This window comes from Streptomyces sp. NRRL F-6492 (assembly GCF_001280125.1).
GTDB lineage: Bacteria > Actinomycetota > Actinomycetes > Streptomycetales > Streptomycetaceae > Streptomyces.
In genome coordinates this window covers 110,231-123,654 of sequence record NZ_LGEG01000193.1, presented here as the reverse complement: position 1 = coordinate 123,654, position 13,424 = coordinate 110,231, and the positions used below count along the sequence as shown (strand labels likewise).

The following is a 13,424-nucleotide window of genomic DNA, read 5'->3' as shown; positions in this document are numbered from 1 at the left end:
GGGCGGGGGCGCCCGGGGCGGTGGCCGGAAATTTGTTCTCGATGGCCCCGGGTGAGAGATTTGTGGATTTCCCGCACCGGAGCCGCCGACGTGCTACAGTCGACCTCAGTTGCAGTTGTGGTTCCCAAATACTTACAAGTGCCTTCGACGATTCGACATCGTCAGGCACTTGATTTGTTTTCGGTGCAGTTTCCGGACGGGGCAATCATCACGGCGACTCCGGGGTCCGCACAGTGCGGTTCCCAGGGCTACGCCCCGAAGGAGATATGACATGGCGAATGGCACCGTGAAGTGGTTCAACTCGGAAAAGGGCTTCGGCTTCATCGAGCAGGAGGGTGGCGGCCCGGACGTGTTCGCCCACTACTCCAACATCGCCACCTCCGGCTTCCGTGAGCTCCAGGAAGGCCAGAAGGTGACCTTCGACGTCACGCAGGGCCAGAAGGGCCCGCAGGCGGAGAACATCCTCCCCGCCTGACGTTGACACGTCCGACGCGGCCGGTGTCCTCACCCGTGTGGTGAGGGCGCCGGCCCGTCGTGTTTTCCGGATTTCCCACGGACCGGAGGCCGTTCGCCGCTCCCGCGGCACGCCCGGATCCGCACGCATACGGCATTCGGTACGTTGCGGTAATTCACGGGCCCGTTGCCCGTCGTGAATTCCTCGAAGCGCACCGTTTCGAGGAAGGTCACATGAACAGCACACCCCGTACGGACGACGCCCGGAAGGACGAATCCGCGTCGTCCTCGACATCGGTCGGCGGCTTCGCCGAGCTCGGCCTGCCGGCCGAGGTGCTCCGGGTGCTCGGCCGTCTGGGTGTCGACGAGCCGTTCCCGATCCAGGCCGCCACCGTGCCCGACGCCCTCGCGGGCCGCGACGTCCTCGGGCGCGGGCGGACCGGGTCGGGCAAGACGCTCGCCTTCGGCCTTCCGCTGCTCGTACGGACCGCCGGACGCCGGGCCGAGGCCCGCAGGCCGCTCGCCCTGGTCCTGGTGCCCACGCGGGAGCTGGCCCAGCAGGTCACCGACGCGCTCGCCCCGTACGCCGCCGCGCTGAGGCTGCGCCTGGCGACCGTGGTCGGCGGCATGTCGATCGGCCGGCAGGCGACCGCGCTGCGCGACGGGGCCGAGGTCCTGGTCGCGACGCCGGGCCGCCTCATGGACCTCGTGGAGCGCAGGGACTGCCGTCTCGACCGGGTGGCGGTCACCGTCCTCGACGAGGCCGACCAGATGGCCGACCTGGGCTTCATGCCGCAGGTCACCGAGCTCCTCGACCAGGTGCGCGCCGAGGGGCAGCGGATGCTGTTCTCCGCCACGCTCGACCGGAACGTCGACCTGCTCGTCGAGCGCTACCTCGCCGACCCGGTCGTGCACTCGGTCGACCCGTCGGCCGCCGCGGTCTCCACCATGGAGCACCACGTGCTCCACGTGCACGGCCCCGACAAGTTCGCCACCGCCACGGAGATCGCCGCCCGCGACGGGCGCGTGATCATGTTCCTGGACACCAAGCACGCCGTGGACCGCTTCACCAAGCACCTCCTCGGCAGCGGCGTACGGGCGGCGGCGCTGCACGGCGGCAAGTCCCAGCCGCTGCGGACCCGCACCCTGGACCGCTTCCGGACGGGCGAGGTGACGGTCCTGGTCGCCACCAACGTGGCGGCGCGCGGCATCCACGTCGACGCGCTCGACCTCGTCGTCAACGTCGACCCGCCGGCCGACGGCAAGGACTATCTGCACCGCGGCGGGCGCACCGCGCGCGCCGGCGAGTCCGGCGTCGTCGTCACCCTGGTCACGCCCGAGGAGCGCCGGGACGTGGCCCGCGTCATGGCGGACGCGGGCATCCGCCCCCACGTCACCCGGGTCCGCTCCGGCGAGGCCGAGCTGACCCGCATCACCGGCGCCCGGAAGCCCTCGGGCGTCCCGGTCGCCGGCAGCGCGCCGACCCAGGAGGGCCTCCAGCGCGGCGGCGCGGCCTTCCGCGGCATCGGCACGGTCCCGGGCCGTCCGGGCCGCGCCAAGAACGAGTCCCGCCGCGCCGCCGAGGCCCGCCGGACGGCCGAGGCCCGTCAGGCGGCGAAGATCCGCCGGGGCGGCTGACCCGGCCGGACCGGGGTTGTCCCCAGCCGGGTGGCGGTTGCTGATGCGACACGGCGCCAGGATCGGCCCGGCCCCACGGGTGCGCACGCGGACCGCTCCGTACGCGCACCCGTACGGGCCCCGGAAGCGGAGGGCCCGGTCGGGTGCGGTCCGCTCCTCAGCGTTCCCGGGGCCCCATCGTGATCAGGGCGCCCGCGAGCAGGCCCGCCAGCAGCATGAGGCCCGCCGCGCACCGGAAGACGACGGAGTAGGCGTCGAGAACGGCCCCGTTGATCCGCGCGACGGACTCCGCCAGTGCTTCCGGCAGGTTCTCCGGGGTGATCGGGAAGCCGTTCCTCCGCACCGGTCAGGTCCGCCTCCTCCTCCGCGATCCGGAAGAGGCGCGCGTGGAGCCCGGTCTCCGTGGCGCCGAAGAGGAGCCGGCCGGTGGCCGCGTACACCAGGACGGCGCCGAGGCGGAACACGTCGTTGGCGGGGGTGAGTTCGAGACCGCGGACCTGTTCCGGCGACATGAGGCCGGGCGGTGGGCGAGGACGCGGACCGAGTGCTCGGGCAGCGGGCCGAAGTCCCGGGCGACGACGGTGGTCAGGTCGGGGCCCGCGATGTACCGGGTCGCCACCCACGGCACCGGCGCCTCGGTGCCGGCGTCGAGCACGGCGGCCGTCCACTCCCCTCCCACCCGGCGGGCGGCCGCCACCTCGCGCGCGAACCGCCGGCGGAAGTCCGGATGCCGGGCGTGCTCGCTCCGCACCACCTTCACCGCGACCGTCCGCCCGGTCTCCGACCTGCCGAGGTGGACGAGGCCCGTGCCGCCCGCGCCCAGCCGGGCGATCAGGCGGTACGGGCCGATGGCGGCCGGATCCCCGGGGATCAGCGGTCGCACGGAAGAAACCTCCGGATCGTGGCGTTCTCCTTCACCGACGGGGGGTTCGCGGCGCTCATCGGCGCCGCTCCGGACGCACCCGGGACGTGCTCCCGGGCCGCGCCGGATCCGCCCCCACCGCGCTCACGAAGGACGTGTCATGAAGATCGGCATCATCGGCGCCGGCAACATCGGCGGCAACCTCACCCGTCGTCTCACGGCCCTCGGCCACACCGTGTCCGTGGCGAACTCCCGCGGTCCCGAGACGCTCACCGCGCTCGCCGAGGAGACCGGCGCCACCCCGGTCCCCGTCACCGAGGCCGCCCGCGGCGCGGAACTGGTCGTCGTGACCATCCCCCTGAAGAACGTCCCCGACCTGCCCGGCGACGTCCTCTCCGGCGCCGCCGAGGGCTTCGTCGTCCTCGACACCGGCAACTACTACCCCAGGGAGCGCGACGGACGGATCGCCGCCATCGAGGACGAGGGCCTGACCGAGAGCCGGTGGACGGAGAAGCACCTGGGCCATTCCGTCGTCAAGGCGTTCAACGGCACCTACGCCCAGGACATCCTCGACCTGCCGCGCCCGGCCGGCGACCCCGAGCGGATCGCCCTGCCGGTCGCCGGTGACGACGAGGCCGCCAAGGACACCGTCCGCGCCCTCATCGACGAGCTCGGCTTCGACACGGTCGACGCCGGCGGCATCGACGACTCCTGGCGGCAGCAGCCCGACACCCCCGTGTACGGGCTGCGGGCGGGTGTCGACGCCGTGACCAAGGCCCTCGCCGAGGCCTCCCCCGAGCGCCCCGCCTCCTTCCGGGGCTGAGCACGGGCACCGCGCCCGGCCCGGAGGACCGCGTGGTCCCGGGCCGGGCCGCTCACGGCTCCTCCGGGGCGAAGGACAGCATGCGGGCCTCGTGCCGCGCGTCGTCGCCGTCGACGAGGGAGGGCGTGATGACGATCCGGCCGTTCGCGTAGGCCAGTTTCCCGGCGTACATGCCGAGTTCCGTGGAGCGGGCCGGCGCGGGGTGGCGCAGCACCTCCTGCTTCGTGTCCACGCCTCCCGGGCCGAACCGGGTGATCCCGCCGGGCCGCTCCGTGCCGGGCGCCTCGTAGACGAGGGCCCGTGCGCCGCCCTCCGCGCGCAGCGGGTGGAGGGTGCCGCCGTCCCCGGACTTCACGCCCCAGAGGAGTTTCCCGGTGCCGAGGTCGTAGGCGCCGACCCGGTCGGTTCCGCCCAGGTACACGGCCTGCCCGCCGACGAGGGTGCCGGGGCAGTTCTGGACGCCCTCGCCCGCGTCCCCGGCGTCGCCGCAGTACGCGAAGCCCTTCTTCCTGGCGTCGATGGTGGTGCGGGGCCTTCCACCGGGCCCGAGGGAGACGACCCGCCAGTTCTCGGTGTACTCCTCGGCGTGGAACGTGGTGAGGACGGCCGGATAGGTGGAGATCACCTTGCCGATCCTCCAGCCCTGCGGGGTCCGGTGGCGCCAGAGCACCTTGCCGGTGCGGGGGTCGATCTCCCGGAGCTGGCTGTACGCCTTCCGCCGGTCCGTGCCGATCGCGCAGTCGGAGGTGAGCAGGAGCCGGGCGCCGCCCGCCACGTCGTCGGGGTAGCAGCCGCCGGGGTTCTCCATGGGGATGTCGTAGAGCTTGGTCCCGTCGCCCACGCGGTACGCGGCGGCCCTCATGCTCTGGACGACCGCGACGACGTCCCCGCTGATGGCGGTGTGCACGATGATCGTGTCGTCCATGGAGCCGGTCTCGGTCAGTTCCCTGTGCCAACCGGCCTTCCCCGTACGGAGGTCGATCATCCGGAGCTGGTTGCACCGGTTGCCGTTCTGGGCCTGGGTGCTCTTGTGGACCACGACGACCTTGCCGTCGGGGGTCGGGTGGACCGGTGTCTCGCAGACGGGAGTGGGCAGCGGCACGCTCCACAGCTCGGCGCCGTCGGAGAGGCGGTGGGCGACGACCTTCCGGTACACGGCCTGGACGACCGTGTCGCCGACGACCCACAGGTCGTGGAGCTTGACGTTCCGCCGGGGCAGGTCGTTGCGGTCGTCGACGATCCACGCCGTGGCGTCCCCCGCCGCGCGTCCCGCGTTGATCTCCTCCGTGGTGGGGATCCGCTTCGGCGCGGGGGTGGGGGCGGCGGGGGTACGGGGTGCGGACGGCGTCCCGGAGGGGGTCGCCGTCCCCGTCGCCGCGGGCGGCGCGTCCGGTCCCCCCTGCCGGTCGCTCCGGAGGGCGTACGTCCCGGCGCCGGCCAGGACGAGGAGGGCGACGATCCCGGCGACCACCGGCCCTCTGCCGGGGCGCGGGCGGCGGGCGGGCGCCGGGGGCGGGGGCGGGGCGTATCCCTCCGGGGCGTACGGGTTGTCGGGAACCGTCCGCTGCGGCGGGCGTGGCACGTACCAGGGCTGCGGCGGGCGTTCCATCGGTCTTTCCCCTTCCTCACGTCGGCGCCGGGTCCGGTGCGCACCGGACCCGGCGCCGACGTCGGTTCTCGTGCGCGATCACGCGCGCGATCGAAGTGTGTGGTTCAGTGCGCGACGCGTTCGCCGGACGGCCCGGCGAACGCGATCCGAACATGCGGGGGCGCGTACGCGCGTGCCTTGCGGATCATTTTGGCCAGATCGAACGTGGCGCGCGGGACGGCGACATGGACCGGTGCGGGCATCGCCGGGTGCGGCGGGGGCACGTCCGCGCCCGTCGGCGGGGTCGCGCCGGACCTCAGCCGCGCGCCGATCAACGTCTGCCGCCCGCCCGGCGGTTCGGCCACGACGAACTGGGTGGCGTCGCTCCACGGCAGCAGCACGGTGCCGAACCGGGCGCCGGCGGCGTCGAACCGGAACGCCGTGCGCCGGTTCTCGTACCGGCCGATGACGAAGGGGAGCACCGCGACGACGACGCCGCCCTTCGTGTCGAGCGCCCGGCCGGGCAGCAGGGCGAGGCCGACGATGCCCACGATCGCCCCCACAGACCCGCCTGGTCCCGGGCCGAGAAGGGATGGGCGACGCGGTAGCGCTCCCAGCGGCCGCCGCGGCGGGTGGGCCGTGCGCCGGACGTGCCCGGGGAGCCCGGGAGCCCGGGGAACCCGGGGAAGGGGACATGGGAGGACCTCTCTCGGCAGTTCGGCGGTGCGGGGGGGGAGAGAGACGGGCCGCGTCCGCGGTCCCGGCCGCCGCGGCGGCCGGCCCTTCGACGGCCGCGGGGCGGCAGCCGACACTGCCGCCCCGCCCTGTGCGTCGTCACCCGGCACCTCCGCCCCCCGTCGATGCGTGGGTACCCGACACAACTCGGCCAACCCTGGCGCACCGCGTTGCAAGGGCGATGAAATCCTGTTGAAGCAAGGACGTTGAAGAACGGCGCGGGCACACGGCGCACGGAAGACACGGGGACGCGAAGTGGACGAGCGGGCAGACGGGCCGGGCGGGGACCCGGCCGGCGCGGGGGAACGCCTGCGGATCGAACTGCTCGGATCCGTCCGGGCCCGGCGCGGCGGTACGCGGATCGCCCTCGGTCCGGTGCGCAGACAGGCGGTCCTCGCCGCCCTGGTCCTGCGCGCGCCGGCGTTCGTGACGTACGAGCGGCTCCTCGACGACGTCTGGGGCGCCGAGCCCCCCGGGACCGGCCACCGGGTCCTGCCGAGCTACGTCTACGCGCTGCGCAAGGCGCTCGACGCGCCGGACGCCGGGCCCGGCGGGTCGGTGATCCTCGGCGGGCGCGGCGGCTACCGCTTCGTGCCCGAGGGGGCCGGGACCGATCTGGCCGAACTCGCCGAACGGGTCGCCCACGCCCGGCGGGCGAAGGCCGCCGGCGACCTCGACGCGGCGCTCGACCACGGCGGCCGGGCCCTGGAGCTGCTCCACGGCGAGCCCCTGCCGGGGCTGCCGGGGCCCCTCGCCGGGAGCGAGCGGCAGCGGCTCGCCCGGCAGCGGCGCGCGCTCCTCCAGGACCGGGCGGAGTGCCTCGTCCTGCTCGGGCGTCACGCGGAGGCCCTGGACGGCCTCATGGCGGCGCCGCCGGCCCCGCCGCACGACGAGCCGCTCGCCGCCCTGCGGATGCGCGCGCTGTACGGCAGCGGCCGGCAGGCCGAGGCCCTGGCCGTCTACGGGGAGACGCGCCGCCGGCTCCTCGACGAGCTGGGCGTGGAGCCGGGCGAGGAGTTGCGCCGTGTGCACCAGGCCGTCCTGCGGCGGGACGACCGGCTCCTGCTCGGGCGGCGGCGACGGGGCGGGGCCGGTACCGGTCCCGACGGCGGCCCCGGTTCGGATGCCGGGCACCTCCCCGCCGTCGGGGGCGAGTTCGGGCAAGGGCCCGGCGCGCCCGGCGCCGGCACGGACGTCGAGCACCGTCTCGCCGACGGCTCCGGCCTCCCCCGCCCCCGGCACGGGGAGCACCCCCGTCACCCCGACCCCACCGGCCCCTCCGACCGGGCCCACCGCCCCCGCCGGCACCGCAACGAACTCCCGGGCGACACCGCCTCTCTGATCGGGCGCGAGGCGGAACTCGCCCTCCTCACCGCTCCGGTGGCCCCGGGGGCGGTGTCCGTGATGACCGTCGACGGTACGGCGGGGGTCGGCAAGACGGCCCTGGTGGTGCGCGCCGCCTGGACGCTGGCCGACGCCCACCCCGACGGCTGCCTGTTCGTGGACCTGCACGCGTACGGCGCCGCCCACGAGACCGTCGATCCGCGGCGGGCCCTGCGCCGGCTGCTGCGCGCGGTCCGGGACCGGGGCCACGGGGTCCCCGACGAACCGCCGGGCGCCCAGGACGGGGACGACGGCCGGGACGACCTGACGGAGCTGGTCGCGGCCTGGCGGGCCGCCACGAGCGGGCTGCGGCTGCTGCTCGTCGTGGACGACGCCCGCAGCGCCGAGCAGGTGCGTCCGCTGCTGCCCGCCGGGCCGGGGAGCCGGGTCCTCGTCGCGGGCCGGCAGCGCCTGCCGGGTCTCGACGCCGGCGTACGGCTCACCGTGGAGCCCCTGGACACCGGGGTCGCGGTCGGACTGCTCCGCGAGCTCCTCGGCGCGGACCGGGCGGACCGCGAGCCCGAGGCGGCCCGCGAACTCGCCCGCCGCTGCGGCGGACTGCCCCTGGCGCTGCGCATCGCGGGCGCCCGGCTGCAGAACCGCCCGTCGTGGACCCTCGCCTTCCTGGCCGGACGGATGTCCGACGACGCGCGCGGCCTCGGTGAGCTGCGGGCCGAGGACCGCAGCGTGGAGGCCGCGTTCCGGCTGTCGTACGACCAGCTCGCCCCCGGGCTGCGGCGCGGTTTCCGGGCGGTGGGCCTGGCGCCGACGGCCCGGTTCGACGACCTCGTGCTCGCCGTCGTGCTGGGCCGTTCCCGGCGGTACGCCGAGGAGGTCCTGGAGGACCTGGTCGACGCGAGCCTGGTGCAGCAGCCGCATCCCGGCCGGTACCGGCTGCACGATCTCGTACGGGCCCACGCCCGGCAGCTCGCCGAGGAGGTGCCCGAGGAGGCCGCGGCGGACCGGGACGCCGTCCTGCGGCTCTACACGGCCGCCGGGCGGCTCGCCGCCGACTGGGGTCCGGACGCGTTCCCCACCGGGCCCGAGGACGCCGGCGACGCTCCGTTCGCCGACTGGCGGGAGGCGTCCGCGTGGCTGGGCGCGACGGGCGGGGAGCTGGTCGACGTGGTGGCCTACGCGGTCGCCGCCGGGGAGTTCGACCACGCCTGCTGGATCGCCGAGGCGCTGGTCGACCACCTGCTCGGCCAGGGCAACCACCACGAGTGCCGGACCGCCCTGGAGCTCGCCCTGTCGTGTGCGGACCGGTCCTCCGACCTGCGGATGCCCGCCTCGCTGCGCAACTGCATGGGGTTCCTGGAGGTGCACAGGGGACGGTTCCGGCAGGCGCACTCCTGGTTCGCCGACGCGCTGCGCCACGGTTCCGGCCACGGCGACCCCCGGGACCGCGTCCGGGCCGTCGCCGGCATGGGGGTCACGGAGTGGACGCTGGGCCGCGTCGAGGAGGGCACCGCCCGGCTGGAGGAGGCGGTGGAGCGGGCGGCCGGGCTCGGCGACGACTGGCTGACCGGGATCGTGACCTGCAACCTGGGCGCGATCCACCACCGGCGGGGGCGGTACGAGGAGGCCCTGGCGCTCTACGCCACCGCCCTCGCGCTCGCCGAGAAGAGCGGCCGGCCCCGTCCGGTCGCCAGCAGTCTGTGCTTCGTCGCCGAGGCCCAGCTGGCCCTGGGCCGGACGGCGGAGGCCGTCGGGCTGCTGCGGCGGGCGGCCGACCTGGCCCGCGCGGCCGAGGACCCGCCGCTGCGGGCGGCGACGCTCTCCCGGCTCGCCGCCGCCGAGCACGCCCTGGGCCGGCTGGGCCCGGCCGTCGACGCCCACCACGAGGCCCTGTCCGCGCTGACCCGGCACACCAGCACGTGGCTGGAGATGCAGGTCCGCGTCCGGCTGGGCGGCACCTACGCGGCCGCGGGCCGGCACGCCGAGGCCCGCCGCGAGTTCGAGGCCGTCCTCGCCCTGCCCGGCGCCGAGAGCCACCCCCACGAGTACGGCCTGGCCCGCGACGGCCTGGCCGGCGACGTGGCCCCGGCCCCGGGGGAGAGTCCCTGACGGGCCCGGGCGCCGGAGAGGGCCGCGCCGGTCAGAGGGCCACGACCGTCGTCTCGGTCGCCTTGAGGCCGGTCCAGACCGGCACCCCGTCCGCCAGGCCGAGTTCGGCGGCGGCCTGCGGGGTGATCTCGGCGACGAGGTCGGGGGCCTCCGTGGAGGTGACCAGGACGCGCAGGCGGCTGCCGCTGGTGGTGATCTCGCGTACGGTGCCGGGCCAGACGTTGCGGGGGCTGCCGACCGGACGCTCGCGGTGCAGGGAGACCGCTTCGGGGGCGACGATCGCGAGGGCCGGGGTGCCGGGCGGCGGGGGTTCGGCGGCGATCAGGGTGCCGCCGCCGTCGAGTGCGAGGCCGTCGGGGGTGGCGGTGCCGGGCCAGGCGTTGCGGCCGAGCATGCGGGCGACCCAGGGGGACCTGGGGTGGCGGGTGACCTCGGCGGGGGTGTCGTCCTGGAGGGCGCGGCCGTCCTGGAGGACGAGGACGCGGTCGGCGAGGGAGACGGCCTCGACCGGGTCGTGGGTGACGATGAGGCAGACGCCGCCGAAGCCGGCGAGGTGGGTGCGCAGGGTGTGCCGGACGTGGGCCCGGGTGGTCTGGTCGAGGGCGGCGAGGGGTTCGTCGAGGACGAGGAGCCGGGGGCGGGCGGCGAGCGCCCGGGCGAGGGCGACGCGCTGGGCCTGGCCGCCGGAGAGCTGTGCCGGTTTGCGGTGGCCGAGGTGGCCGACGCCGAGGCGGTCGAGCCATGCCTGCGCCTCGCGGCGGGCCCCGGCGCGGGGGACGCCCTGGGCGCGCAGGCCGTAGGCGGTGTTGGCGAGGGCGGACAGGTGCGGGAAGAGCGCGCCGTCCTGCGGGACCCACGCGACGTGGCGGCGGTGCGGGGGCAGGGCGGTGACGTCCTCGTCGCCGAGCCGGAGGTCCGCGTGGGCGCGGGGGGTGAGGCCGAGGAGGGCGCGGAGCAGGGTGGTCTTGCCGGCGCCGTTGGGGCCGACGACGGCGATCGTGGTGGTCGGCTCCGCGTCGAGGGTGAGCTCGGTGAAGCCGGTGACGTCGGCGTGCAGGGCCCAACGGCCGGCGGACGGGGCGGCGGGCGGGGCGGCGGGCGGGGCGGCGTCGGCCGGTGGCTCCGCCGTCGCCGAGCCCGCCGTGGCCCGTTCCTTCGTGTCCGGTTCCTCCGTGGGGGCGGGGTGGCGCTTGCGGTCCTGCGGGGTGCCGGTCCAGCGTCCGCGCAGGGCGATGAGGACCGTCATCGCGATGGCGAGGAGCAGCAGGGAGACGGAGGTGGCGGCCTCGGGTTCCTCCTGGAGCAGGAGGTAGACCTGGAGCGGCAGGGTCTGGGTGGTGCCGGGCAGGTTCCCGGCGAAGGTGATCGTGGCGCCGAACTCGCCCAGCGCCCGCGCCCAGGTGAGGGCCGCGCCGGCGAGGATTCCGGGCGCCACCATCGGGAGCGTCACGGTGAGGAAGACGCGGACCGGTGAGGCACCGAGGGACGCCGCGGTCTCCTCGTACCGGGGCCGGAGCCCGCCGAGGGCGCCCTCCAGGCTGATCACCAGGAAGGGCATCGCGACGAAGGTGGCGGCGATCACCGCGCCGGAGGTGTGGAACGGCAGGGTGATGCCGAAGGTGCCCTCCAGCCACGGCCCGAGCAGTCCGCGCCGGCCGAAGGCCAGGAGCAGCGCGACGCCGCCGACGGTCGGCGGCAGCACCATCGGCAGCAGGACGAGCGAGCGGACGAGCGCCTTGCCGGGGAAGGAGACCCGTGCGAGGAGCCAGGCCAGGGGCACCCCGAGGAGCAGCGAGAGGCCGAGCGCCCAGAAGGAGACGAGGAGCGACAGCTTCAGCGCCTCGACGGTCCCCGGTGACGTCAGGTGGCCGGCGAGCTCGCCCCACTCGGTCCGTACGAGGATGCCGACCAGGGGCAGTGCCAGGAAGGCCACGGCCGCCAGCGCGGGCAGCGCGAGGGCGAGGGGCGGCCGGGGGGTCCCGGGACGTCTCCCTGAGACGCGTATGCCTGCTGGTTTCATCATCGGTCCCGGAGAGGTGGGGGCGTGGAGCGGAGGGGCTGTCCGCTCCCCCGGTGCGGGCAGCCCCTCCCGATCGTGGACGATCCCGTACGTTACGGCTTCTGGAAGCCGGCGTCCTGGAGGATCTTCTGTCCCTCGGGCGAGGAGAGCCAGGCGACGAACGCGGCGGCGGCCTCGGCGTTCTTCGAGTCCTTCAGCGTGGCGGCCGGGTACTTCGCGACGGCGTTCTGGTCGTCGGGGATCTCGACGGCGTCGACCTTGTCCTTCGCGCTCTCGGCGTCGGTCTTGTAGACGAGGCCGGCGTCGGCCTCGCCCAGCTCGACCTTGCCGAGCACGGCGCGCACGCTGGGCTCCTGGGAGACCGGCTTCACCGTGATCTCCTGCTTGTCGAGGATCTGCTTGCTGTACTTGCCGGCCGGGACCTCGGGGGCCGCGAGGACGACCTTGAGCTTGGTGTCGGCCAGGTCCTTCAGCTCGTCGACCTTGAAGGGGTTGCCCTCGCCGGTGGCGATGACGAGCCGGTTCCTCGCGATGATCGCGGGGGTGCCCGTGTCGGCCTTCACCTTGTCCATGCTCTTGGTGTCGGCGGTCACCAGGACGTCGGCGGGCGAGCCCTGGGAGACCTGGGCGACGAGCTCCTGCGAGCCGGCGAAGGAGAAGGTCAGCTTCGTGCCCGGGTGGGACTTCTCGTACGCCGCGCCGGCCGTCTTGAACACGTCGGTGAGGGACGCGGCGGCGAGCACGGTGAGGTTCGCCGCGGGGGCGCCGCTCGTGGAGCCGGAGGCCGGGGAGCCGCCGGTGTCCTTCTTCGCGCCGTCGTCGCCGCAGGCCGCGAGCGGGACGAGCAGGGCGGCGGTGAGCACGGCGGCGGCGGTGCGGCGTCCGGCGGGGGTGAGGGACATGGGGATCTGGACTCCTTGGGAACGAACGGAAGGTGCGTGGACGGGCCGGCCGCGCCGACGGCCGAGGTGTCGCGGTGTTGCATGAGGGATGGTCAGGCGCGGTCGATGTGCACGCCGGTCGGCTCCACGCGGGCGGTGGCCCGCGCGCCGACTTCCGGTCCCCGTTCCTCACTGACGCCCGGCGGCCGCGTGGCCCGCCCGGTGCTGTAGGGCTGCATATGCGACACGTTAGGCCTCTGTTGCTCTCATCTGCAACAAAGTGGTGGGACTCTCCATCGCGGATGAGAGGCAGGTCGTAGGAACCGACGAGGAGGGGCGCCCCGTGGTCTCACGTGCCGGACGGGAGGGGCGCGGCGAGCCGGGCGGAGCCGATCCAGATGCCGGTGACGGCACTGACGTAGCGGGCTCCGCAGCGGTCGGACGGGACGACGAGCTGAGGGCCGTCCCCGTCGAGGTCCCGGTCGTCCATCCGGGTCGCGAGGAGGACGGGGGCGTCGCCGAAGTCGGCGTCGATCTCCGCCCACGACAGGAGCGCGTGGTGGCCGTCGCCGCCGTCGACGGCGATCAGGAAGCGGGAGCGCTCCTTGCGGCGGGCGGGGTCGAAGCGGGGGCGTGCCGCGGTGGCGACCTCCCGGAGGAGGGGCCCGGAGAAGGTGTGGTGCTGGGGCCCCGCGGTGGCGCAGTCGAAGACGACCTCGACCCGGTGCTGCTCCCAGTCCCGGCGCAGGTCGGCGACGGTGAGCGTGGCGGGGCGGGCCACGTCCCCCCGGAGCGTGAAGGATCCGGCGGGCACGGACGCGGGCGCGGGTGTGCGCGTCGGTGCGGGTGCGGCGGCGGGTGTCGGGTGGGGCGCGGTGTTCGGTCGGCTCATCGTCGGTCCCCTCGCGGCGGTCGGTACGGCGGCTGCGCGCAGTGATACCCGACCGGTGGAGCGGAGAACCGTGTCTGCCACG

11 protein-coding genes and 1 pseudogene are annotated in these 13,424 nt (G+C 75.2%); 4 read left to right on the top strand and 8 right to left on the bottom strand.

The window, feature by feature from the left end; all coding sequences use genetic code 11:
- Positions 1-271: 271 nt before the first annotated feature.
- Positions 272-475, top strand: a complete 204-nt coding sequence (locus ADL08_RS15080; protein ID WP_015031667.1) for a cold-shock protein — start codon at positions 272-274, stop codon at positions 473-475.
- 212 nt (positions 476-687) lie between these two features.
- Positions 688-2,091: a DEAD/DEAH box helicase gene (locus ADL08_RS15075; protein WP_053643042.1), complete on the top strand. Its 1,404-nt coding sequence runs from the start codon at positions 688-690 to the stop codon at positions 2,089-2,091.
- Between the two features lie 157 nt (positions 2,092-2,248).
- On the opposite strand, the gene ADL08_RS37185 is transcribed toward ADL08_RS15075, so the two are convergent.
- Together ADL08_RS37185 and ADL08_RS38195 are read right to left on the bottom strand one after the other, a co-directional pair.
- On the bottom strand, positions 2,249-2,434 hold the full coding sequence (locus ADL08_RS37185; protein WP_053643039.1) for a hypothetical protein: 186 nt from the start codon (positions 2,432-2,434) through the stop codon (positions 2,249-2,251).
- A pseudogene (locus ADL08_RS38195) lies at positions 2,412-2,974 on the bottom strand (serine/threonine protein kinase); the annotation flags it as partial. The pseudogene ADL08_RS38195 and the gene ADL08_RS37185, both read right to left, overlap by 23 nt.
- Here ADL08_RS38195 and ADL08_RS15060 point away from each other — a divergent pair.
- Positions 2,940-3,776, top strand: a complete 837-nt coding sequence (locus tag ADL08_RS15060) for an NADPH-dependent F420 reductase (protein WP_078968345.1) — start codon at positions 2,940-2,942, stop codon at positions 3,774-3,776. The pseudogene ADL08_RS38195 and the gene ADL08_RS15060 overlap by 35 nt on opposite strands.
- Before the next feature lie 52 nt (positions 3,777-3,828).
- Here the strand turns inward: ADL08_RS15060 and ADL08_RS15055 are convergent, their stop codons facing one another.
- Positions 3,829-5,385, bottom strand: a complete 1,557-nt coding sequence (locus tag ADL08_RS15055) for a PQQ-binding-like beta-propeller repeat protein (RefSeq protein ID WP_053643033.1) — start codon at positions 5,383-5,385, stop codon at positions 3,829-3,831.
- A 104-nt stretch (positions 5,386-5,489) separates the two neighbouring features.
- Positions 5,490-5,927 (bottom strand): hypothetical protein, encoded by a 438-nt coding sequence (locus tag ADL08_RS15050; RefSeq protein WP_199837011.1) that lies wholly within the window; start codon positions 5,925-5,927, stop codon positions 5,490-5,492.
- A 427-nt stretch (positions 5,928-6,354) separates the two neighbouring features.
- Between ADL08_RS15050 and ADL08_RS15045 the strand changes: the two genes are divergently transcribed.
- Positions 6,355-9,549, top strand: coding sequence for an AfsR/SARP family transcriptional regulator (locus tag ADL08_RS15045; RefSeq protein ID WP_053643032.1), 3,195 nt, complete (start codon positions 6,355-6,357; stop codon positions 9,547-9,549).
- Positions 9,550-9,580: 31 nt separating this feature from the next.
- Here ADL08_RS15045 and ADL08_RS15040 read toward each other — a convergent pair whose 3' ends face one another.
- From ADL08_RS15040 to ADL08_RS15030, 4 genes are all read right to left on the bottom strand, one after another.
- On the bottom strand, positions 9,581-11,569 hold the full coding sequence (locus ADL08_RS15040; protein WP_107092081.1) for an ABC transporter permease: 1,989 nt from the start codon (positions 11,567-11,569) through the stop codon (positions 9,581-9,583).
- A gap of 92 nt (positions 11,570-11,661) precedes the next feature.
- Positions 11,662-12,471 (bottom strand): molybdate ABC transporter substrate-binding protein, encoded by an 810-nt coding sequence (gene modA, locus ADL08_RS15035; protein ID WP_053643028.1) that lies wholly within the window; start codon positions 12,469-12,471, stop codon positions 11,662-11,664.
- Positions 12,472-12,563: 92 nt separating this feature from the next.
- Positions 12,564-12,689 (bottom strand): hypothetical protein, encoded by a 126-nt coding sequence (locus tag ADL08_RS38755; protein WP_267889567.1) that lies wholly within the window; start codon positions 12,687-12,689, stop codon positions 12,564-12,566.
- Between the two features lie 110 nt (positions 12,690-12,799).
- Entirely contained in the window at positions 12,800-13,342 is a 543-nt protein-coding gene (locus ADL08_RS15030) for a molybdopterin-dependent oxidoreductase (RefSeq protein WP_078968342.1), read from the bottom strand.
- Positions 13,343-13,424 lie beyond the last annotated feature (82 nt).

Bases quoted from the DNA above. Each gene is read 5' to 3' on its own strand.
- ADL08_RS15060 (WP_078968345.1), top strand. From the start codon at position 2,940: ATGGCGGCCGGATCCCCGGGGATCAGCGGTCGCACGGAAGAAACCTCC.
- ADL08_RS15055 (WP_053643033.1), bottom strand. From the start codon at position 5,385: ATGGAACGCCCGCCGCAGCCCTGGTACGTGCCACGCCCGCCGCAGCGG.
- ADL08_RS15080 (WP_015031667.1), top strand. From the start codon at position 272: ATGGCGAATGGCACCGTGAAGTGGTTCAACTCGGAAAAGGGCTTCGGC.
- ADL08_RS15075 (WP_053643042.1), top strand. From the start codon at position 688: ATGAACAGCACACCCCGTACGGACGACGCCCGGAAGGACGAATCCGCG.
- ADL08_RS38755 (WP_267889567.1), bottom strand. From the start codon at position 12,689: ATGCAGCCCTACAGCACCGGGCGGGCCACGCGGCCGCCGGGCGTCAGT.
- ADL08_RS15030 (WP_078968342.1), bottom strand. From the start codon at position 13,342: ATGAGCCGACCGAACACCGCGCCCCACCCGACACCCGCCGCCGCACCC.
- modA (WP_053643028.1), bottom strand. From the start codon at position 12,471: ATGTCCCTCACCCCCGCCGGACGCCGCACCGCCGCCGCCGTGCTCACC.
- ADL08_RS15040 (WP_107092081.1), bottom strand. From the start codon at position 11,569: ATGAAACCAGCAGGCATACGCGTCTCAGGGAGACGTCCCGGGACCCCC.